Genomic DNA, 20,577 nt, shown 5'->3' with positions numbered 1-20,577 from the left:
TTAGCTAAATAAAATTCATTTAACCAAAAGTGTTGCATATTTAAACAATAATGAAGAATCCACTATCAGTCCTTAAGCTTTCTCCACAATGTCGACCGGTTGATGTTCAGGCGCTTCGCCGCTTTGGTCTGGTTAAAGCCCTCCTGCTCCAGCACCTTCTCAATGATTGCTTTCTCAATCTGTTCCAGCGTGCCGTTCAGCAGTTCTCCGCCGATCGCTCCGGCAGCCTCGCCTTTTCGCTGCAGCAGCTGTTCGATCAAGGCGTGCTCGATGACGTACCCTTTTTCCAAAAGCACCGCCTCCTGAAGCAGCGCCCGCAGTTCCGATACGTTGCCCGGCCAGCTGTAGTCCATCAACAGGGCCAGCCCTTTGTCCGTCATTTTAATGGCCGAGGTGCCCTGCGTTTGGTTAAAATACAGCAAAAACGAGGTGACCAGCTCCCGGATATCCTCTTTTCGCTCCGCCAGCGCAGGAACATGAATCCGGACGATTCCGTCCTCATAGGCTCCCCATAAATGCTGCTCTACAACCATTGAGAAGATGAGGGTGATTCCCTTTCCCTGAAAAGCGTCCATTCTCCGCCACAGCTCAGCCCTGAGGCTGCTATCCATCATATCGAGCGCGTGGATATGCAGCGTCTTGATCTCTGCGTCGACTTCGTCGGGCTCCAGGGCCAGCATATCGGCAGCCTGGACGGAGGCGAGCAGGCCCTCCCCGCTGAACTTGCGGTTATGAATATAACGCGCGATCAACTCCTTGCCGGCCCCCCTCGGCCCGATCAGGACGAACCGGGATGCAGAAAGGCACCGGTCGATCATCGACAAACAAGCGTCCATCGCTTCACTCTGATGAATGATCAGCGGCGGCGTGCCCGTCTTCACCTGCAAAACCGCCTCGGCCGGCGAATTCATATGGACGCGCGAAAATTCGCACACCAAATAAGCCCCATTTTCCACCGCGACCCGGGTTTTGACGATCTTCAGCGGCCTGCCTTCCGCATCGCTCGCATGACTGGTCTCCCGGACCGCCGCCGTCTCCCGGAAAGCGTGGTGATCCAAGCCGACATGCGGAACGGGACGGGAATCGAAATGCTTCCACTGCTCGTATACGACCTGCCCGTTCTCCGACAGAACCATCACATCCCCTGCCGTGACCTGCAGCACAGCTTTGAGCCTTTCGATTTCCAGGCGGTTCTTCATCATCCAGCGGGAGACGGTCTTCGCCTCCTGAAAGGCATCGAAAATCGCTTCGCGCCCGGACTGGATCAGAATACCCACAAGCCCCAGCCGGGACGCCGTTTCGAAGGTCACTACATCCCCCATAATCAGCTGGTAGCCTTCCTCCTTGAGCTTTCTGAGCAGGCTCTCCGTCTCGTCCTCGTCATGAATCGTGAAGATATCGATCGGAATTTCCAGCAAATCGATGATGGCCTTGGCGCCGAGGGTGATGGCGGGAAAGCCGACAATCGCCTTTTTTCGTGGAAAATCGTTCGCCAGCGTCAATACCCGCAGCATGTCATAGCCGGATACATGCACGTCGACGACGGGAATATCGACGGCCTCCCCGATCAGCTTGGCCGTTCCGCCGCGGCTGATGATGACGTCGACCCCTTCAGCCTCCGCCTGCTTGGCGATGGCAACCCCTTCTTGCAGATTTCCGACCCGGATCTGAAGGTCCAGATCCTTCTCTTCCGCACGGCACGTCTCGATCAAGTTTTCCATGGCTGCATATGGAGCTATAAACAGGGCTTTTATTCTCATCTGATCCCACACCTATATTCCTTTAAGATTGTAGTTCAGTCATAGCATATAATCGGGTGGTATGCAATTTTAGTCTTGTCTGCGGGTAGTTTGGTGAAGGCGACGCCAAGAAAAGGCCATTTGATGGAGGACGGAATTCAGAGCCAGCAGCTGCAGCCGCGCTTGAAAAATACGGCGCAAGCCAATGGATCAGCCTGCGCCGCAAAGTATTTTCTTCCTTTTATCTCTTTACTCTCGCTATGATATCCCGAGTACCAGAATGTGCTGCGGACCTGCCGGCCCGATCCGGGTCCGTCCCTCATCACGGAAACCCGCTTTGAGATAGACATGACGCGCGGCAGCGTTTCTCATATTAACAGCAAGGACCACTTCATCGGCCGTCGGGAAATGCTGTTTGACAAACTCCTTCAGGCCGAGCAGAGACTGCGTCGCGTACCCTTGTCCCTGATGCCTGTGATCGATGGAGAAAGCCCGCAGCAGCAGGGCATTGGGGTTTTCCGAGTATTCGCTCCGGTCTTCCCCTGCATCCAGAATGAAAAAGCCGACCGGCTCCTCATCCCCCAAAATGACGATCGGATGCCTCTCCTTCCGCTCCAGCGCGTTCTGTATGACTTCAAACGGCAATGCGGTGAATTCATGCTGCTCCTCCGGCAGCGTAAAAGCTCCAAGTCCGGCCTCGTGATCCCGGTGATATAAGGCAAGCCGTACGTTATTCATGGTGTTTTTCATCGGAGTCTCCTTGGGCCATGTCTTCATAAAGGCCGATTTTGCGATTCAGCATAGCCTCATATTTTTTAAACCGGGCCATTTGCTCCTGGACGTTCTGCAGTTGTTCCCGAAGCCGCTCCAGCCGCTCCTGAATGGTGGTCGCGTGGTTGACAAATTGTTTAATGTCAGCGATGCCCATCCCCGTTTCCCGCAGGCAGCAGATAAACTCCAGCGCTTCGATATCCTTCGCTTCGTACAGGCGGATGCCGCTTTCGTTGCGCTGAACGCCCGGCATGATGCCTTCTTTTTCATAATACCGCAGCGTATGGATCGACAAACCCGTTTGGGCCGACACTTCCCCGATCGAGTAACTCATGCCTTCAAATCCCTCCTAAGCGAAAAAGCCCACCTGACGACAGGTGAGCCATGGTTATTCGTATTATAATTCCTGCCTGGTGGGCCTTACAATGATTTCATTGACGGCCGTTTGCGGCGGCTGGAATATGGCGTAGGCAATAGCGTGAGCGATGGCCTCCGGGGTTAAGGCGATGTCCATGGAAGCTTCGATGTCCCGCTTCACTTCTTCGTTCGTAATCGTGTGCACCAGCTCGGTGTCGACGCCTCCCGGACAAATAATCGTCGTGCGGATGTTATTATGAGCTTCTTCTTGGCGCAGTGCTTCGGTGATTGCCCGAACGGCGAATTTGGTGCCTGAGTAAACCGCCCACGTTTTACGGACGATGTGCCCGGTCACCGACGCGACGTTGATGACGTGCCCCTGTCGGCGCTCCCGCATATACGGCAGCACGGCCCCGATCCCATAGAGCACACCCTTCACGTTTACATCGATCATCCGGTCCCACTCTTCGATCTTCTTCTCGTGCAGATAAGACAGCGGCATGATCCCTGCATTATTCACCAGCACGTCGATTTGTCCGTATGTGTCAAGGGCGAGCCGGGCCAGCTCCTCCATCTGCGACTGCACGCTCACATCCGTCACTTGGTACACCGCCGTGCCTCCTTCCTGCTCAATCGCCGACTGTAGCTGCTTGAGCCGTTCTCCGCGCCTTGCTGCGAGCACCATTTGGGCTCCGCTTCGGGCGAGGACCCTGGCCGTAGCTTCTCCGATACCGCTGGAGGCTCCTGTTAAAATAACCACTTTTCCTTGCACCGCGTTCATGATCATCGGGACCATCCTTTCTTTACGGGTAAGATGGTTCCCAGTATAGGACCTTGAGCGCGCTCTAGGTCAAGGCTTTCTGGTCATAGGAAAAAGACAGGTGTTTAACATATCGAATCCAGCGGTTTAGGTTTATCCCGCTTGAATTTGGCTCCACATCGTCACCATATCGATCCAGCCGCGATGCTCCGCGATTTTTCCGTCCCTAAGGCGGTACTGGCGGTACAGCGTCACATTCATCGTCCGTCCGGTCGGTGCGGTGCCGAAGAACACGCCCTGATGGGTGCCACGGACCGTCATTCGAACGAGAACCTTCTCATTCTCGGCGATGATTTCCTCTACCGTATACTGCTTATCCGGGAAGGCCTCCAGGATTTTGGCTGCAAACTGCTTCAACCCTTCTTTCGATTGATAGCTGAGCTCCCGGTAATCTTCAGTCGTAAACGTATCCGCTGCACTCAGATCGTTGCTGTTCCAGAACGCCTGAATAAAAGCTTCAACCACCTCGGTATTTTTTTGCTCCATCGTTGTCATAGGATCCATCTCCTCTAATTTATATTGGCCGTATCATACAGGTCATGTCAGGCACCAGTTTGCAGCTGGGGGAGCAGCGTACCGGTGTCATACCATCCGAAGCGATGAACGATCCGCCCATCGTTCACCGTGAATTCGTGGAACTGCGTGATCCGTACCGTTTTTCCCGTAGCGGGAATTCCTGCGAATATTCCGGTGTGCTTGCCCGTGATGACCACCCTGGCGATGACCTTCTCTCCCTGGACCATCACGTCATCCACTTCGTATTGCCGGTCCGTAAATGCCTCTTCCAGTTGACCGATGAATGCTTGCCCCGTTTGGCTCAGCGTCCCTGCCTTCCATGCCTCTTCGATCCATTTTACTGCCGCTTCCACCTGCTGCTGCCGCGTTGTGCTCATAGCGATCCGTCTCCTTTTTTGTTGGTCATATTCAAAATACTCCGGCGCACTCGTCTAATCGTTGCAAATTCATAATGTTACCATTTGGTCACGTGTTGTGTAAAAAAATATGCTGTCTATCCGGTTACCACTGCCGTCTCAGCTGAAAGCAGCCGGGTCATCTTTATAAATTGTTCGATAACTGTGCTGACCCTCTCTCTCACCCCTGCATCCAAAGGCGCGCCATCCGGGCCAAATTCATTCGAACCGTACCCTACGGAAATCCATTCCGGGCAATTGACGCCATGCAGGTTGCGGACGATCGTCTGCAGATGCGTCAGCGAGCTGATGCCAAGCGGCCCGCCTGCCGAACTTACGGAAAGAACCGGCTTGCCTTCCACATGTCCCGGCGTCAAATAATCCAGGGCATTCTTCAGCGCTCCCGAGATAGATCCGTGGTATTCCGGTGTGGCCAAAATCAGCGCATCTGCATGAATGATCTCATTTTGCAGACGTACAGCCTCCGGATTTTGCCCTGCTTCCGGCGAATACAGCGGCAGCTGGAGCTCCCTCATGTCCACGAACGAAACCGTAATTCCGCCGCCGGCCAGTTGGCTTTCCAAATAACGAAGGAGCCTGGTGCTTACGGATCCCGCATCGTTGCTTCCGGCAATCAAAGTCATTTTCATTTCCTACATCCTCCTTTGGATTCCCCGGCGCTGCATCAGCACTTAAACACCTGCCGGCTGACAAACGATTTGGGGTATGATAATATGTGACTATATTGTCACTCTTGATGGGATTATAATACGTTACTATATGGTAACATGTCAAGGGCATTGCTCCACTTTTTCAATGCACGAGGTAAAGGAGGTGTTACGATTGGAGGACAATCTAATATTTAAAGCCCTCGCCGACCCCACGCGCCGCACCCTTCTGGACCTGCTGCAGGCGCATGACGGACGGACGCTGAACGACTTGTGCGCCCCGCTCGACATGTCCCGGTTCGGCGTGATGAAGCATTTGAACCTGCTGGAGGAAGCCGGACTCATTACGACCAGGAAGGTCGGCCGGGAGAAGCTGCACTACCTTAACGCCGTGCCCATCCGCCAGATATACGAACGATGGGTCAGCAAATACGCCGAACCTTGGGCGGCAGGATTAACATCACTTCAATTCGAATTGGAGCGTGAGACGCAAATGGAAAACAGACCGAAGCATGTCAACCGGATCGCCATTAAATCGAGTCCCGAGCAGGTGTGGCAGGCGATTACCGACCCGGCCAAAACGTCAAAGTTTTGGTTCAATTGTGCCATTCAATCCTCCTGGGAAATCGGCTCTTCCTTTGAACTGCTGGGCCCGGAGGGGGAAAAGAAGGTCAAGGGGGTCATCCTTGAACTGGATCGCCCGCATAAGCTGGCCGTGAGCTGGCAGTTTGTCAATCTGCCCGGTACGGAGAACGATGCGCCTTCCCGCGTCACGTGGGAGATCGCACAGCACGCGGAAATTCCCGGCGTCACGCTCGTTACGGCCGTCCATGACGATTTCGAACAGGCGCTCCCTACCGCGGGCGTGCTGGAGAACGGCCTGCCGCTCGTCCTTTCGGGAATGAAAACGTTCCTGGAAACAGGGTCTACGCTGGCGGATATGTAAGGAGCTTCAAAAGCATTTTCAAGGCCCAGTCGCGACTGTCTGCGAGTGGGTTTTTCGTGCGATCTGATCGACAAGCATGTTAATCCAAGCCCATAGCCGGCAAACTTCTCCGCACTTCTCTAACTTTTGTGCTTCCAAGGCGTTGTTATAAATAGATGTCAACGAGCGTCATTTATAGGCTGTGTGAACTCCACCCTGCTTATATAGCAGATAACCGATAGCGATGGAGAAGGGAGATGAAATGCTAAGATGAGTGGTGCTAGTATGATAGGTATGGGCGGCGTGGTAGCCGTCCTGATAATGTGGGGAGTTATTTTGGCAATTTTCTTTTTGCTGGTCCGGCTGGCCGTGGATAAATCCAATATGCGTACCGAGCTGCGGCATTTGCGCCGGGAGGTTCGAGAGCTGAAATCTTTGGTTCAGAACCAGCGGAACGATTCTATCAACCATGCTGAGAATTTCACCTATAACCATCCCGAGGATGATTAATAAAATAGCCTGTAAAAAAAAGGATGCCAGCTACAACCGGCATCCTTTTTATTTTATTCAAACCAACGTTTCTCCGATCGGCCTGCCCGCATTCTGCAGCAGCCACTCGTCCATCTGTTCGATATTCATCGGTTTGCCGTAGAAATATCCCTGCATCACGTTGCATCCGGATGCGCGGAGAAAATCGATCTGCTCCCTCGTTTCCACGCCCTCAGCCACCAGCTCCAGATGAAGCTTTAGCGCCATATCGATGATGGCGCCCACGATCGCCCGTTTGGAGGGTGAATCGCTTTCCCGGACAAACAGCTGATCGATCTTGATCGTGTCGATCGGAATTTGATCCAGGGATCCGAGCGAGGAATACCCCGATCCGAAATCGTCCATCGATATCCGCACCCCAATCTCGCGCAGCTCATTCAGCTGCCGGATCATATCGGGCACATCGTACAGCATCGTCGATTCGGTGATCTCCAGCTCCAGGTACCGGGCCGGAAGCCCGGTCGTCCGAAGCGCATGTTCTACCATGTACAGAAGGTGCTGGCTTTCGAACAAGCGCACAGACACATTGACCGACACGATCATCGAAGGCATGCCCTTGTCGAGCCACACCTTGTTTTGGCGGCAGGCCTCTTCCAGGATCCACCGGGTCATCGGGATGATCAGTCCCGTTTCTTCGGCGATCGGGATGAATTCATCTGGTGAGACGACGCCGAATTTGGGGTGCGGCCAGCGCATCAGCGCCTCGAGTCCGACGGGAGTATCCGTCTGGGCATCCCACTTCGGCTGATACACGACATAGAACTCCTGGCGTTCCGACGCTCCGCGCATATCCTTTTCCAATTCCAGCCGGCGCAGCAGCCTTTTATCCATATCGTCATCAAATACGCAGTACCGGTTCTTGCCGGCATTCTTGGCATTGTACATGGCTGTATCTGATGTTTTCAACAGCGACGCCCGGTCCGTTCCATGCTTGGGCGCCAGACTAATGCCAATGCTGGCCGTAATGTACAGCTCATTGCCCTGCAGGACAAACGGTCGGGTGACGACCTCCAAAATGCCGGAGGCAAGCTCCTCCGCCAAGGCCTGACCGCAGTTTTCCGCAACCACGAGAAATTCATCACCGCCTAGGCGAAACACTTTCTGGTCATCCTGCAGATACCCGCTTAGACGCCTTCCCACCTCCTGAACCAGCATGTCGCCGATGTCATGACCCAGCGTATCGTTGATCGTTTTGAATCGATCCAGGTCGATAAACAAAACGGCGGTTTCCTTTGAGGTGTCGACTCCCTCGCCAAGCAGCCGATTCAGGTCATGCCGGTTAGGCAGCCCGGTTAACGGGTCGCTGTAGGCCATTTTCTCCAACACGTGACGGTCGAAAAACATCGCTCCCCACGAAACCATCAGGATAAAAAACGTCGTGATCGTCACACCGGCCAGCAGTAAAAGGTTCATTTCCCCGGCATCGGTAGAAACAATCGCATTCGGGTTCCCGCACCAAAAATCGGCCGCCTTCATACCGGTAAAATGCAAACCGCAAATGGCCAGTCCCATGACCAGAGCCGAAGCCCACTTCCACCAGCTGACCTCGGTATGATCGCGAAAGCGGATGAACAGCAGCAGCGCCACGTAAGAAGCCGCCAATGCAATAGCTGCCGAGAGCAGCCAATAAGACCGGTCATAGATAATCTCGGCCGGAAGACGCATCGCGGCCATCCCGGTATAGTGCATCGCCACGATGCCGCTGCCCATGCAGAACCCGCTCAAGGCAAACTTGCCCCAGTTCACGCCTTTGGACAGCAGCATTTGGAATGCAATAAATGACGCCACTATGCTGCACAGCATCGATAACAGCGTAATCGGAATATCGTAATTCACTGGCACGTTCAAATGGAAGGCAAGCATACCGACGAAATGCATGGACCATACCCCGCTGCCCATGACGCAGGAGCCGGCTCCCAGCCACCATTTCTGCGTCCTGCCCCGCGACCTTGATATTTTGGCCGCTAAGTTGAGGGCCGAATAGGACGCAAATACGGCGATGATGAACGAGAGCATAACAATCCATAAATTATATGATTCATGTAGCAGGACGATGGGGCTCACTCCTTGTTGTCAGCGCAGTAAAACTCATAGAGCAAGTATAAAGGAGCGTCCCGCCAAAACGAAAGAAGTATTTTAGCAAAATTCGCTAATTTTCGCCGCCTTCTGCACGAGTTTTACCGCCTATCGACACGGCTCTGTGACCCCGGCAGCCTGCTGTCACTTCCCAGCCGGATAGGTTTCTAGCAAATGCTTTACCGACTGCCGGATCAGCGCCTTCAGCACGTCTGCATCGATATCCGCAACCTTGTTGATATAGACGCAGCCTTTGCCGGAGGTATGCTTGCCCAAATTCTTCAGGAGGGCTTCACGCTGTTCTTCTCCAGGGGCGAAATAGAGGCTGATCTTGGCTTTGCGGGGTGAAAAGCCGACGAGCGGCGCATCCCCTTCGTGACCTGACGCATACTTGTAATGGTACGAACCGAAGCCGATGATGCTCGCCCCCCACATTTTCGCAGGATACCCCGTCGTCTCTGTAAAAATATCCAGCAGCCAATACGCATCCTGCTTCTTGCCGGGATGCTCCACCTGTTCGATGAAGTCGAGCACACTGTCATCGGTTTCTTTCGTTTTCAGCTCATACATGGTCACCACTCCTTCAGGAAAATAAAATGGCCTGCCCGTTTACCCGGGCAGACCAACGGAATCGGTTTATTTTACCGAATAAACCCCTTCCTTGTAGGTCAAGGTGTACACCAAACCTTCATCCGTAAGCTTTGCCGTTTGAATCCGGTCGGATACCAGGCGGGCGCTCCCCTTCGCGTCAATCTTGTATATTCCAGGATCGTAGCCTTCCGACAGGTAGTAAATCGCATTCTTTCCAATGTAGTACGAGCTTACTGGCTTGTCGCTGCGCTTGATTTCCTTGCCAGTCGAGAAGTCATATTGGTACAGGATGCCCGGATCGTAGGAACTGCCGGCATCGTTCGAGGTGTAGTACAAGCTGCCATTCAACAGCTGGGCATTAAGCACCTTTCTGGAAATCACGGTTTTTGGCTCCGCTCCGTTCACATCGGTCTTGGCCAAATAACCGGTCGCACCGTCCACATAATAAATCTGGTTATCCACCATCCAGAACGGACCGGCGGCAGGAGTAAGCTTCACCTGCGTCTGGTCAGACGGGTTGACTTTGTACACCGAGCCCTCATCCTTCGGGTCGCTGTCTTTGTATCCAAGCACGTACACAAAGCCCCCTTTGACGTAAATGGCATCATTAACGCTGTAGCTGGTCCCGCCCCCGTCATGCTGCTTCCGGTTGATGGCATAAACGAAGTCGTCCTGGCCGATCGCTTTATTCTCCCCAGTCTTGAGATTAACCCGGCTTAAGTTATCGACCGTTTTGCCCATAATGTTAAAATCGGCATGATACAGGAAATCACCCGATTTGACAGGACCGATTATGCTTTTGGCACCTGTCACCTCTTTCAATGAGCCATTCTGAACTCGATACAACGTCTCCGATCCAATCGTGAGATCGCCGCTGTGTAGGTTCACGTTCAGCTCATTGTCAATCATCGAGACATTCTGCAGCCAGCCGTCCGACGGCTTCCAATCCGCGAGCGAGCTCACCTTCCGAACTTTATTGTTGGTCAGGTCCAAAGCATACAGAACCCCTTGGTTGCTCACCGTCGATACAAAATATAGGTCATGCCCGATAACCTTCGCACTGTGCAGTGCCGGCTCCCCCGGAATGTTAACCTGAACTTCCTTTTTGCCGTCAGCCTTCCGATATAACCGTTCTAAGGTGCCGCTGCTTTGATAGATCTGCTTATAATAGTACAGCGCGTCTCCGTATTTAGTGATCGGCGTCAGTACCTTTTCATCCGCCACCGGCTTCCGGGTGTCCTTTAGTTGGGTTAAAATGCGGTTTTTTACAGCCAGCGTTTCGGCACTCTTCTCGTCAACGACTTCGTCTCCCATCACGATCAGGCCGTCCAGCCACTGGATATTTTTGCCCAGCGCCTCCGCTGCGCTTCTTAGGGGCAGAACGACCCGGCCACCGATTTTCTGCGGAGCCACGTCCATCTTTTTGGACTCGTTATTCACCAGCATTGTGGTGCTGTTCACTTTGAACTTGATCGTTTTCTTCAACCCATAGTTCACAAAAGTAACGTCATCCGGATTTTCCGCTTCCCAAATCGTTTGCCACTCACCCTGGGAGCGGAACTGCGAAGCCAGCGTTCCCATCAGGCGGATCGGCACCAAGACCCTTCCACTGCGCTGGACGATGTCATAATCACCGTAAAGGTCGGTTTTCTCCCCGTTAATAAAAGCTTTTCCGTGATAATCATAAGGAATGATGACCATCTTGTCGAAGGTTTGGCTTAGAGGCTTGGGAGCCGCCTTCTCCGCGGCAAAAGCCGGTACCGCCCCGCATACCAAAGCCGCAGACAGCAGCAAACTCGTTAACTTGAATTTTGTCGACATCGAAACTTCTCCTTACCCTCAGAAATTTTATCTCATCTCAGACGAACCTAGCTCAATCGATCTGCCAGGGACCGCCTAGATTATAGACGTCCGGAGAAAGGAATATGTTTCTAGTTCTGTGCTAAACTCCAAAATTATGCGCCTTCGATGACCTGCTTCACCAACCGTTTGGGCGCCGCCAGCAGATACGCCTCCTTGATCAGCACGGCCAGCTCGTCCCAGTCCGGGACGGATGATTTATCCACGGAAACCCAGCCGTGGTGCCCGATATAAGGCGTTTTAACGTAGCCTTCCTGCTGCAGCAGCAGGAACTGCTCTTCCTTGGTCGATTTGAACGAAAGGCTCGGAACGCCCTCGTTCTCCCCCATCATGACAAACGTTTTGCCTCTGACTTTCATGACGTTGTGGCCAAAGCCGTCAACAATCTCCTCCACCTCCGGCAGCGGACGGCAGATGCCCCTCACCCGCTCCAGCATGTCCAAGCCCTGCATTGACTTCATCCCAAGCCGCCTCCTTATCTTCTCCGATACAGGTCCATCGTTTTATAGCCCGCCGCCAGAGCCGTTTTCATATCCTCGCGCCGCTTCTCCCGGGTCTCCTCTTGTACCGCGCTGTAAATGTACCGGGCCCAATCTCGGCGGTATCCCGGCGTGAGGGACTGGTAAAAGACAAGCACCTCCGGAGTATCCTGCAGATCCTTCTCCACCTCCGGAATCAAGGCTTCATAATCGCCAACGGATTGGCTCGGTTTGGAGGACGGCTGCTTTTTGCTTGGCTTCTCCGCTTTGAGGCCGACGACCGTAAACACGTCGTTCAATCCGACCATACGAGCAAATTTGATGCTGCTTGTCCCAATAAATCCATTCTCATCCGCGCCTAACCCTTCCAGAAGCTCGTCCCTGTGAATATAGGTAGAGTAAACCTTGTTTCCCTTTTTCGGATATGCTGCGTACAAATATCCCCCTTCGTTCAGATGATTGCCGTCAATCACCTTCCGTACAAGCCCCTGCAGAGACTCCATATCGAGCACAAAGGCGAAAATCAGATCGTAACCGCCGTCCTTCAGCTCGGTATCGTACGACTCCAGACCGGCCAGCAGATCCTCCCCTTCCGGTTGATGCAGTACCGCCGTCTTATTATATTTTTGCAGGTTCAACTTCTCCACGATTGTTTTCGCCATTCTCAAAGGCCTCCGTAAATCAATCTATTATATTTAATATTCTGTACTTTTTTCGTATATAGTAAAGCGAACATTCGGGGAAAAAGCAACCTCCTATCGGCAGCGCCCAGCCACACCACGGCAAAAAGAACCCCCATTAAAAATGGGGGCTCTGCGTTACCCGTGCATATCACCGCATATTCTCGTTAGTTCGTGCCGGTCATTAGATCGAGGATGTGCCTGTATCAGCATTACCCGAGCTGCCGGAGCCCGACGTTCCGGACTGTCCGGTACTGCTTGTTCCGCTGCCGGACGTGCTGCCGCTGGAGTTACCGGATGTGCTGCCGCTGGTACCGGAGGCGCCGCTTTGACCGCTCGCGCCCGATCCGCTGCCGTTCGCTCCTCCTCTGCCTCCCGGACCCCGGCCTCCGCCGAAGCCGCCGCCAAATCCACCGCCGCCAGTGGTCACGCCGGACTCGTTCACATACGTGACCGTGTCACCGAGCTTGAAGCTGACGACCTTCGTGCCGCCGGTCAGCTTGCCGCCCGTGTACAATCCGTCCTTCAACGTGCCTGTCGAGGTGCCGCCCGTGTAGAAGGCGTAGGTCTCTCCGGACTTCAGATCCGGCGTGGAAATGACGATGGTCTGGATGTCTTTAGCCGGTGCAAAGCTCAGGACCGGTGTGCCTGCGCTGTCGGCCAGCGTCACCAGCGTGCCCGCCTTCACCGTGCTCGGGAACGTCATGAGCACCGAACGCTGCGACGAGCTTTCCGATGGCGCTTGGGCCATACCGGCGCTGCCCGCGGCAACCAGCAGACCGCCGGACTGCTCGAACGTACCGTCATAATCAAGGGCGCCGTTGCCGCCCGATGTCGGACCGTTTACGATCACGGTGCCTCCGGTCATCGTGATGGAGCCATTGGCATCCAGACCGTCACCTTGCGCATTCACCGTCAGGTAGCCGCCGCTGATCGTCAGCTGTGCGGTGCCGGCGCTTCCGCCAGGGCCGCCAGGCATCCCTTGGCCATCCGGACGCTGCTGGGCGACGTTTTGGTCAGCCGAGCCGCTTTGCGCCGCCTGGCTGCCCACATTCGCCTGCGCATCGGACTGCGCCGAGCCCGTACCGGACGACGAGCTGCTGCCCGTTTGCGCAGACGTTCCGGACTGCGCCTGATCGCCCGTCTGTCCTTGGCTGCCGGCCGCTTGGTCCGGCGCCTGTCCCGGCATGCCTGCCGGCGGTTGTCCGCCGAACATGCCGCCCGGGCCTTCCGAGCTGCCGCTGCCGTCGGAAGCATTCACGCCGTCATCGCTCGCGACGACGTTCACTTCGCCGCCGGAAATGCTGATATCCGTGGCCTCCACACCTTCGTAGCTGTTCTTGATGTTCACTTTGCCGCCGGAAATAACGATCGATACGTCGCCGTGAATGCCGTCATCACCGGTCGTGAGATCCAGCTGACCGCCGGAAACGAGGATGCTGCCATTGCTGTGCACCGTATCGTCCGCCGAGTCGATCGTGAACGTGCCGCCCGAAACAGCGATGCCTGCCTCTGCCTTGAGTCCTTTCGAACTCGTAGACTCGCTTTCCTCATCCTCCGTCTGCGCCGCATCCGCGTCTGTTCCACTGCTGCTGTTCGTACTCGCAGCGGTGTCATCCTTCACCTGGGATGCGGAATCCTTAGCCGATGCCTCGTCGCCGCTGGTCGAATCCGCAGCCGCGCCGCTGTCTGTGTCTTGGGCACCGGACTCACCTCCCTGTCCGTCCGCTCCTGACTGGCCGCCGAAATCAGGGCGCTGCATCGGCATTTCTTCCTCATGCGGCTCGGCGTTCGCGCTGCCGCCGCCGGTCACGACATCATAGGTGCCTCCAGCGATCAGCAGAGAAGCTGCCGCCTGGAAGCCGTCGCTGCCGGATTCAACATGGAACGTGCCGTCCTCAATAAGCAAATACCCTTTATCGGTCTTGTCCCCGTCATAAGTCGTCTTGAAGCCGTCCCCGCCGGCGTTAATGTTGATCGTGCCCGCTTTGACAGCGGCCATGTCGCGGCCGATGATGCCGTCGTCGGCTGCGTTGACGCTCAGCGTGCCGCTGACGATTTTCAGATCGTCCTTGCTGGTGATGCCGTCCTTGTAATTCCCCTGCACGGTCAGCTGGCCGGTGCCGTTAATCGTCAGATCGTCCTGGCTGAACAGGGCCGCCGTCGGTGCCTCATCGGACGTATCCGCATACTTCGTGCCGTCCGACAGTGTGTTCTGCGTCCCTTCCGGCAGTGTCAGCACCGTTTTGCCGGCTTGCTTAACCTGGATCGCCGGGCTGTCCGAGCTCGCGATTTGCGCTCCGTTCAGCACCAAGCGCACGACGTCGTCCTTACCCGCATCGACCACAATACTGCCGCCTTGCAGCCTGCCGCTGATCACATACGTTCCGGCCGAGGATATGGTTACATCACCTCCGCTGGACTTTGCGCCTGCTCCCGTCACGGTCGCGTCCGTCCCGTTCAGCTTGATGACCGTGGAGTCACCGGCTGACCAATCTACCGTGGTATCGTCGGCGTCATACTCCATCAGATCATTGATTTTCAGGCTGGCCAGCTTCGCGTTCGCTTCGCTCGCATTCACCGTCGTCGTTTTCGTCGCCTCGGTCGCCGTGCCCTCCGCCGCTGTCGACGTATTGCTCGCCGCATTGGTCGTGCACCCGGAGGCCAGCATGGCCGACAGGATCAGAATCGCGGCAAATTTCGTTTTATAGGAATGTTTCATCGGATCAACCTCGTTTCGTTTAATATTCCTGCACCGCAGGGTTCATTGTCAGCGTAATGTCCAGATTGCCGTTGCGGGTCCGGATCGCGTCCAGAAATTCCTTCTGGTTCGTCTGCGGCCCCATTTTCACCGAGTAGACCACCTCATAGAGGCTGCCGAGCTCGGTGGTCTTGACCTTTTTCAGCTCATACTCAACGTTGTGCTTGCGGAAAATTTCCTCAAACGCCTCCTCATAACCGAGGTTTTCAGGAATGGTCACCTTAAGCGTTTTGATGGCGTCTTTACGGGTGCCGAATTTAATCAGCTTCAATACGTACATCAGCGCGCAGAGGATCACTGTAAACAGCACCGCATACCCAAAGGCGCCAACACCGGCGGATAACCCTGCCGCCATCGAGAACAAAACATAAGAGATGTCCTTCGAATCTCCCGGCGCACTCCGGAACCGGATGATTGAGAAGGCGCCAGCCAGGCTGAACGCCCGGGCGATGTTGCTGCCAATCAGCATAATAATGATGGCCACGATCGCCGGCAGCACCATCATCGTCAAGGTGAAGCTCGGCGAATAGGCAGGCTGTGTTTTCATATAAGTGAAGCTGATAATGGCACCCAGTACGATGGCGATGGCCAGCGTCAAAAGCGCATGAGATAACGATAAGGTCGTGTCCGCAGCGGACGAACTCAAAATAGAATCGATCATAAAACAACTCTCTCCCTTTCCACAACTGGTGCATTAGCATGGCGTATCGATTTCTTATACTCGTTCCCGTATTTGGAGAAGCTTGTACGGTACATCTGATGCTCGGAGAGCATTTTGGACAGCCAGACCGGAATGGTCTTCTCGGCCTTGACCTCCATCAGCCACTGTCCCCGCTCCATCAGCTGATCCCCGTAATCCCCGGCCTCTAGTGCAAGATCGTAACGCCGCGAGCGGATGTTGGTGTCGAAGGTAATCCGCAGATCCCGGTTCCCCTTACAGAACAAGGCAATGCGGTCGTATGCCAGATACACCATCGGTTTCAGCTCGTACCGGCTCAGAAAATACTCGATTTCGCTGACCACCTGGCGGTTCATGCCCTTCCGGAACTCCGGCGGCACCCCTGTCCGGACGAATTCGTATGCCTCATGAAGCTTGAGCGAAGTTCTTCTTTTGTTCACCAGGCCGAACACCTTCTTCTTCAGCTCCAGATATACTTTGGCATCGCTCTCCGGCACGCCGTACGACCGGATCCGCAGCTTTTCCCGGTACTTGGGCTTGGCCAAACTCGTTCGGATGAGCGTATGATGCTCCGTATCGTAGTACAAGTTGCTGATGGTGTAGAACTTGTTATCCTTGTTGTTTTCATCCGGTTCCATATATGCCATCAGGTCGTTGTAAATGTTGTAAAAAGCCTTGGTGTCCATCAGATACTTGTTCTCATACCGGTTAAACACTTCAATAGCCATCGTCATGTCGCTCCTTTCGTTTATACAGGTTCACCCGGGCTCATCGCCCTTCATGTTTGTAGCTTAATGGCTTAACCTTTAACGAATCTTAAACATTGCGATAACATTCCGTTTACATGCCGATTACAAAACAAGCTCACCATTGTACAATAAGGGACAAGCGAAGGAGCTGAGGTTCAGGTCCGCCCGGCCGCAGCCCAAAAGGCTGCAATTCAAGGCGTTAAAGGTTGATTAAAGGTTCGCTTCTTATAATTAAGGGACAATAACGCTGCACTAGAGGTATGAAGGAGATTACGATGATGCGGATATTAATTGTGGAAGACGAGGTTAACCTGGCCGAGGCACTGACCCAGATTTTGAAGAAAAACCATTACTCCGTCGATGCCGTCCACGACGGCCAGACGGGACTGGATAACGCCCTCAGCGGGATCTATGATCTGCTTCTGCTCGACATCATGCTGCCGGGGATGGACGGAATTACGCTACTGAAGACGATCCGGGCCGAAGGCATTGCAACGCCGGTCATCATGCTCACCGCCAAGGGCGAAATTTCGGACACGATTACGGGGCTGGACTGCGGGGCCGACGATTATGTCGCCAAGCCGTTCTCGACGGGCGAGCTGCTTGCCCGGATCCGGGCGGCGCTGCGCCGCAAAGGCGAGGTTGTCCCCGAGGACGGCCTGAAATTCGGCGATATCGAGCTGAACACGTCCACGCTCAAGCTGAGCTGTAACGGCAAGGAGCTGAAGCTGATTTTGAAGGAGTGCGAGCTGCTCGAACTGCTGATGCTGCGAAAGTCGGCGGTGACGTCCAAGGAGCAGATGATCGAGAAGCTGTGGGGTTTTGACTCCGATGCGGAGCACAATAATGTGGAAGTGTATATTTCGTTTCTGCGGAAAAAGCTGGCGTTCCTGAACGCCTCGGTGCGGATCAGTACGATCCGGGGCGTCGGCTATGTATTGGAGGCGACTTCTTAATGTTCAAGAAGCTGCGCAACCGGTTCCTGCTGATGAACATGGTCATCATCACCATCATCATGCTGGTCGCCTTTGCCACGATTTACGTCATTACCTATCAAAACGTGCGCCGCGACATCGGCATGGAACTGGAGCGCGTCTCGGAGTTTTATCACAAGGACGGCGGGCCCGGAAAGCAAAGCCCGGGGAAAGGCTCCGGGCAGGGCGGGGCTTCGCTGGCGCAGACCGGTAGCGGCGGCAAAACGGGCAGTCTGTCTAGCACGGGCGGCAGCGCCGCACAGATCCAGGGATCCGGAGGCATCGGTGGAGAGCTGCCTGCCACGGGAGATACCGATCTACACCACCCCCGGGAAGGCGGGCAGATCCCCCCGCCGGAGCTGTCGGTATCCTTCGAGCTGAAGACCGACAGGGAGTGGAATCTCCTGTCCAAGAACACGAGGTTTGATATGGAGGATACGTTCTATGAGACGGCCAAGGAAGAGGCGGCTTCCAAGCCCGTCCGCAACGCCCAGTTCTCCCTCGAAGGGACGCGATGGGCTTACAGCGTGCAGCAGACTCCCAGCGGTTATTCCATCGTATTCCTGGACGTGACGGCACAGCTGAAAATCATCACCAACCTGATCTACACCTTTTCCATCGTGGCGCTGGTCATGCTGGCGGTTATCTATCTGACGAGCCGATATTTCGCCAACCGGTCCATCGAACCGGTCCGCGAAGCCTTCGACAAGCAGAAGCAGTTTATCGCAGACGCCTCGCATGAGCTGAAGACGCCGCTTGCGGTCATCAACACGAACGCTGATGTCCTTCTGGCCAACAGTGACGAGACGATCCGGTCGCAGTCGAAATGGCTCCAGCATATCAAATCGGAGACCGAGCGCATGAAGACGCTCACGAACGATCTCCTGTACCTGACTCAGATGGACGATGCGCGGGGCCATATGATCTTCGTGCCGTTTGATCTCAGCGAAGCCGTCGAAAGCGTCATTCTTACGATGGAAGCGGTCATATTCGAAAAAGAGCTGTCCTTCACTTACGATATCGAGCCGCGTCTGACTGTGACCGGCAGCAGTGAGCAGATCAAGCAGGTCGTCATGATCCTGCTGGACAACGCCGTCAAATATACCAATCCACGGGGCTCGATCCATCTGAGCCTGAAGAAGCAGCATAACCATCTGCTGCTGCGGGTAACGAATACGGGCGAGGGCATCGCCCCTGAGCATTTAGACAACATCTTCGACCGGTTCTACCGCGTCGACGCCTCCCGCTCCCGCAAGCACGGCGGATATGGCCTTGGCCTGGCGATCGCCAAATCGATCGTCGAGCAGCATAAAGGGAAAATATCCGTGAAGAGCGTGCCGAACGAGAAAACGACGTTTGATGTGCAGCTGGGGTGAGCAGTACAGCCATGGAACAAGGGACCGGTAAGCGACCGACTGTAACGATAGCGAGATAGAATAAAGGCACCCGCTAGGACATTGGGGTGCCTTTATTACCTATAAAAAAAGTATAAGCTTCGGAGTCTTCAGCGCAATCCTTGCTCACTGAGAGAAGCCGCCATGCCGCAGCCTAATGCCGCTACTTCTGCCCGTCCTTCTCCGCCAGCTGCTGCTGGGCCAGCCGGATCATCTCGCGGACCATCGAGCCGCCGATTTTGCCCCCGACATGGCCGACCGATTCCGTCGTGAGCTCGCCATTGCCGTCCGGACTGAGCGGCACGCCGAGGTCTTTGGCCACTTCGTACTTCACATCATCCGGCCGGTTCGGGTCCACGTCATACCCTTCGCGCCGCATGACTTCTGCTTTAAACGTCTGCATGTCCCTGGCAACCCCTGGCACCGAGTATTTTCGGTTTCTTCTGGACATCCTAGCTTCATCTCCCCACTTGTTTTCCCTTAACATGCCCGGAGACAGCCAGGTCCATCCTCCCTAAGCGCTGCCTGATCCTGCCTTCCTGTATGAAGGCTTTAGTATGGATCAATCCAGAAGGTATCTTTTATGCTTAACCATTTGCATAGTCTGCCAAGTTAAACCGCTGTCCTGCCCTTTTTACACATGCGGCGAAAGCAAGGAACGCTTGGCTCTGGAACTGCTCCTTCCGGGACACCAGTCGCGTGGTCACAAATTGGTATCGTTCGGGGACCGGGTACATGCGAACACCATCTTCATCCGCAGTCGCAGTCACAGCCATCCGGGTCAGAAACGCACTGCCGATTCCCGCACGTACGCAATTTAGCATGGTCTCCAAAGTGCTGACCTCGATCATATTCATACCTTGTTCCTCTTGGCTATGAAGCCAATCTTCGTTCGCAGCACGCAGTGGGCAGCCCTTCGGAAACACGACCCATGCAGGATTCCCCGTCTTAGCAAATGCTTCTGTTTCCTGGCCTGCAGGCGTTAGGAGCACCACTTCTTCCTGTATTTCAAAGGCGATCTGCAGTGAGGAGAGTTCAAACTCCCCGGTCAAGAAGGCGCCGTCCAAGCGCCGATCCAGAACTTTCTCGTAATTCTCCTTCGAAGTTGCAGTCACCAATGACAAGCTCACCTCAGGGTATTGGGTCTGAAATTCGGACAGCGCCTGAATAAATGGGGCCGTTGAAGCTATCGTCTCCACCACGCCGATCGACAGTGGACCGCAAGGATAGTCAGGTTCCTTGACAGCCTTGGCTGCCTCCTCGGCCAGCATGAGAATGTCCGAGGCATATTTATACAAAATAATTCCTTTCTCGGCGAGGACTACCCCCTTCGGTGTCCTAAGAAACAGCTGCGCCCCCAACTCCGATTCCAGCTTTCGCACCCTTGTAGTGAGGTTGGACTGTACATAGCCCAGCTTCTCAGCTGCGCGGGTAATGCTGCCTTCCTTCACAATAGCTATAAACACTTTCAAGTCGGTTAGCTCCATCCCCCAAAACCTCCGGTTCAATCCCATCAATTTTTTTAATGAGCTCATCTATAGCAATCATTTTACGGTATTGAACAGGCAGGATACAATCATCTCAGGTCAACAAC

Annotated in this window: 21 protein-coding genes; 4 read left to right on the top strand and 17 right to left on the bottom strand. The window is 54.6% G+C overall.

The window, feature by feature from the left end; all coding sequences use genetic code 11:
* Positions 1-65: 65 nt before the first annotated feature.
* From BCV73_RS29935 to BCV73_RS29905, 7 genes are all read right to left on the bottom strand, one after another.
* A complete protein-coding gene (locus BCV73_RS29935) occupies positions 66-1,760 on the bottom strand; it encodes a sigma-54-dependent transcriptional regulator (protein ID WP_089549550.1) in 1,695 nt (564 codons plus the stop codon).
* A 237-nt stretch (positions 1,761-1,997) separates the two neighbouring features.
* Positions 1,998-2,489, bottom strand: coding sequence for a GNAT family N-acetyltransferase (locus BCV73_RS29930; protein WP_256993040.1), 492 nt, complete (start codon positions 2,487-2,489; stop codon positions 1,998-2,000).
* Positions 2,470-2,844 carry a MerR family transcriptional regulator gene (locus BCV73_RS29925; RefSeq protein ID WP_089549549.1) on the bottom strand — a complete coding sequence of 125 codons (375 nt, stop codon included), beginning with the start codon at positions 2,842-2,844 and terminating at the stop codon, positions 2,470-2,472. Before BCV73_RS29925 ends, BCV73_RS29930 begins: the two co-directional genes overlap by 20 nt.
* A gap of 63 nt (positions 2,845-2,907) precedes the next feature.
* Complete coding sequence (locus tag BCV73_RS29920) at positions 2,908-3,648, bottom strand: SDR family oxidoreductase (RefSeq protein WP_089550458.1); 741 nt, start codon at positions 3,646-3,648, stop codon at positions 2,908-2,910.
* Between the two features lie 132 nt (positions 3,649-3,780).
* Positions 3,781-4,182, bottom strand: coding sequence for an ester cyclase (locus tag BCV73_RS29915; RefSeq protein WP_076172244.1), 402 nt, complete (start codon positions 4,180-4,182; stop codon positions 3,781-3,783).
* A gap of 47 nt (positions 4,183-4,229) precedes the next feature.
* The gene (locus BCV73_RS29910) at positions 4,230-4,580 is read right to left on the bottom strand and encodes an ester cyclase (protein WP_089549548.1); all 351 of its coding nucleotides are present in this window, start codon (positions 4,578-4,580) and stop codon (positions 4,230-4,232) included.
* Positions 4,581-4,696: 116 nt separating this feature from the next.
* Positions 4,697-5,248, bottom strand: coding sequence for an NADPH-dependent FMN reductase (locus BCV73_RS29905; RefSeq protein ID WP_089549547.1), 552 nt, complete (start codon positions 5,246-5,248; stop codon positions 4,697-4,699).
* A gap of 193 nt (positions 5,249-5,441) precedes the next feature.
* Here BCV73_RS29905 and BCV73_RS29900 point away from each other — a divergent pair, with 193 nt between their 5' ends.
* Both BCV73_RS29900 and BCV73_RS29895 read left to right on the top strand, forming a co-directional pair.
* Positions 5,442-6,212: an ArsR/SmtB family transcription factor gene (locus BCV73_RS29900; protein ID WP_244169312.1), complete on the top strand. Its 771-nt coding sequence runs from the start codon at positions 5,442-5,444 to the stop codon at positions 6,210-6,212.
* Positions 6,213-6,461: 249 nt separating this feature from the next.
* Positions 6,462-6,701: a hypothetical protein gene (locus BCV73_RS29895; RefSeq protein ID WP_143811912.1), complete on the top strand. Its 240-nt coding sequence runs from the start codon at positions 6,462-6,464 to the stop codon at positions 6,699-6,701.
* Between the two features lie 57 nt (positions 6,702-6,758).
* On the opposite strand, the gene BCV73_RS29890 is transcribed toward BCV73_RS29895, so the two are convergent.
* The 8 genes from BCV73_RS29890 to BCV73_RS29855 all read right to left on the bottom strand — a co-directional run bounded on the left by BCV73_RS29890 (position 6,759) and on the right by BCV73_RS29855 (position 16,594).
* Complete coding sequence (locus tag BCV73_RS29890; protein ID WP_481855811.1) at positions 6,759-8,804, bottom strand: bifunctional diguanylate cyclase/phosphodiesterase; 2,046 nt, start codon at positions 8,802-8,804, stop codon at positions 6,759-6,761.
* Positions 8,805-8,960: 156 nt separating this feature from the next.
* A complete protein-coding gene (locus BCV73_RS29885; RefSeq protein ID WP_089549544.1) occupies positions 8,961-9,386 on the bottom strand; it encodes a DUF1801 domain-containing protein in 426 nt (141 codons plus the stop codon).
* A gap of 66 nt (positions 9,387-9,452) precedes the next feature.
* Positions 9,453-11,228 carry a DUF5050 domain-containing protein gene (locus BCV73_RS29880; RefSeq protein WP_089549543.1) on the bottom strand — a complete coding sequence of 592 codons (1,776 nt, stop codon included), beginning with the start codon at positions 11,226-11,228 and terminating at the stop codon, positions 9,453-9,455.
* A 134-nt stretch (positions 11,229-11,362) separates the two neighbouring features.
* Positions 11,363-11,728, bottom strand: a complete 366-nt coding sequence (locus BCV73_RS29875) for an MmcQ/YjbR family DNA-binding protein (RefSeq protein WP_089549542.1) — start codon at positions 11,726-11,728, stop codon at positions 11,363-11,365.
* Between the two features lie 14 nt (positions 11,729-11,742).
* Positions 11,743-12,408 carry a YdeI/OmpD-associated family protein gene (locus BCV73_RS29870; RefSeq protein WP_089549541.1) on the bottom strand — a complete coding sequence of 222 codons (666 nt, stop codon included), beginning with the start codon at positions 12,406-12,408 and terminating at the stop codon, positions 11,743-11,745.
* 202 nt (positions 12,409-12,610) lie between these two features.
* Complete coding sequence (locus BCV73_RS29865) at positions 12,611-15,148, bottom strand: carbohydrate-binding domain-containing protein (RefSeq protein ID WP_089549540.1); 2,538 nt, start codon at positions 15,146-15,148, stop codon at positions 12,611-12,613.
* 19 nt (positions 15,149-15,167) lie between these two features.
* Positions 15,168-15,848, bottom strand: coding sequence for a DUF4956 domain-containing protein (locus BCV73_RS29860; protein WP_076172268.1), 681 nt, complete (start codon positions 15,846-15,848; stop codon positions 15,168-15,170).
* A complete protein-coding gene (locus tag BCV73_RS29855) occupies positions 15,845-16,594 on the bottom strand; it encodes a polyphosphate polymerase domain-containing protein (protein WP_076172270.1) in 750 nt (249 codons plus the stop codon). Before BCV73_RS29855 ends, BCV73_RS29860 begins: the two co-directional genes overlap by 4 nt.
* 299 nt (positions 16,595-16,893) lie before the next feature.
* On the opposite strand from BCV73_RS29855, the gene BCV73_RS29850 reads away from it, so the two are divergent.
* Both BCV73_RS29850 and BCV73_RS29845 read left to right on the top strand, forming a co-directional pair.
* A complete protein-coding gene (locus tag BCV73_RS29850) occupies positions 16,894-17,571 on the top strand; it encodes a response regulator transcription factor (protein WP_076172272.1) in 678 nt (225 codons plus the stop codon).
* Positions 17,571-18,965, top strand: a complete 1,395-nt coding sequence (locus tag BCV73_RS29845) for a sensor histidine kinase (protein WP_089549539.1) — start codon at positions 17,571-17,573, stop codon at positions 18,963-18,965. Before BCV73_RS29850 ends, BCV73_RS29845 begins: the two co-directional genes overlap by 1 nt.
* 181 nt (positions 18,966-19,146) lie before the next feature.
* Here BCV73_RS29845 and BCV73_RS29840 read toward each other — a convergent pair whose 3' ends face one another.
* Together BCV73_RS29840 and BCV73_RS29835 are read right to left on the bottom strand one after the other, a co-directional pair.
* Entirely contained in the window at positions 19,147-19,434 is a 288-nt protein-coding gene (locus BCV73_RS29840) for an alpha/beta-type small acid-soluble spore protein (protein WP_089549538.1), read from the bottom strand.
* 136 nt (positions 19,435-19,570) lie between these two features.
* Positions 19,571-20,470, bottom strand: a complete 900-nt coding sequence (locus tag BCV73_RS29835) for a LysR family transcriptional regulator (RefSeq protein WP_089549537.1) — start codon at positions 20,468-20,470, stop codon at positions 19,571-19,573.
* Positions 20,471-20,577 lie beyond the last annotated feature (107 nt).

Origin of the sequence: Paenibacillus sp. SSG-1, from assembly GCF_002224835.1 — a bacterium.
GTDB classification, from domain to species: Bacteria; Bacillota; Bacilli; order Paenibacillales; family Paenibacillaceae; genus Paenibacillus_AQ; species Paenibacillus_AQ favisporus.
Note: the sequence above shows the minus strand (reverse complement) of the source record. Positions and strands in the feature narration are given on the sequence as shown.

Coding starts and splice junctions, on each gene's coding strand:
- BCV73_RS29935 (WP_089549550.1), bottom strand. CDS start 1,760: ATGAGAATAAAAGCCCTGTTTATAGCTCCATATGCAGCCATGGAAAAC.
- BCV73_RS29930 (WP_256993040.1), bottom strand. CDS start 2,489: ATGAAAAACACCATGAATAACGTACGGCTTGCCTTATATCACCGGGAT.
- BCV73_RS29925 (WP_089549549.1), bottom strand. CDS start 2,844: ATGAGTTACTCGATCGGGGAAGTGTCGGCCCAAACGGGTTTGTCGATC.
- BCV73_RS29920 (WP_089550458.1), bottom strand. CDS start 3,648: ATGAACGCGGTGCAAGGAAAAGTGGTTATTTTAACAGGAGCCTCCAGC.
- BCV73_RS29915 (WP_076172244.1), bottom strand. CDS start 4,182: ATGACAACGATGGAGCAAAAAAATACCGAGGTGGTTGAAGCTTTTATT.
- BCV73_RS29910 (WP_089549548.1), bottom strand. CDS start 4,580: ATGAGCACAACGCGGCAGCAGCAGGTGGAAGCGGCAGTAAAATGGATC.
- BCV73_RS29905 (WP_089549547.1), bottom strand. CDS start 5,248: ATGAAAATGACTTTGATTGCCGGAAGCAACGATGCGGGATCCGTAAGC.
- BCV73_RS29895 (WP_143811912.1), top strand. CDS start 6,462: ATGAGTGGTGCTAGTATGATAGGTATGGGCGGCGTGGTAGCCGTCCTG.
- BCV73_RS29885 (WP_089549544.1), bottom strand. CDS start 9,386: ATGTATGAGCTGAAAACGAAAGAAACCGATGACAGTGTGCTCGACTTC.
- BCV73_RS29880 (WP_089549543.1), bottom strand. CDS start 11,228: ATGTCGACAAAATTCAAGTTAACGAGTTTGCTGCTGTCTGCGGCTTTG.
- BCV73_RS29875 (WP_089549542.1), bottom strand. CDS start 11,728: ATGAAGTCAATGCAGGGCTTGGACATGCTGGAGCGGGTGAGGGGCATC.
- BCV73_RS29870 (WP_089549541.1), bottom strand. CDS start 12,408: ATGGCGAAAACAATCGTGGAGAAGTTGAACCTGCAAAAATATAATAAG.
- BCV73_RS29865 (WP_089549540.1), bottom strand. CDS start 15,148: ATGAAACATTCCTATAAAACGAAATTTGCCGCGATTCTGATCCTGTCG.
- BCV73_RS29860 (WP_076172268.1), bottom strand. CDS start 15,848: ATGATCGATTCTATTTTGAGTTCGTCCGCTGCGGACACGACCTTATCG.
- BCV73_RS29855 (WP_076172270.1), bottom strand. CDS start 16,594: ATGGCTATTGAAGTGTTTAACCGGTATGAGAACAAGTATCTGATGGAC.
- BCV73_RS29850 (WP_076172272.1), top strand. CDS start 16,894: ATGCGGATATTAATTGTGGAAGACGAGGTTAACCTGGCCGAGGCACTG.
- BCV73_RS29845 (WP_089549539.1), top strand. CDS start 17,571: ATGTTCAAGAAGCTGCGCAACCGGTTCCTGCTGATGAACATGGTCATC.
- BCV73_RS29840 (WP_089549538.1), bottom strand. CDS start 19,434: ATGTCCAGAAGAAACCGAAAATACTCGGTGCCAGGGGTTGCCAGGGAC.
- BCV73_RS29835 (WP_089549537.1), bottom strand. CDS start 20,470: ATGGAGCTAACCGACTTGAAAGTGTTTATAGCTATTGTGAAGGAAGGC.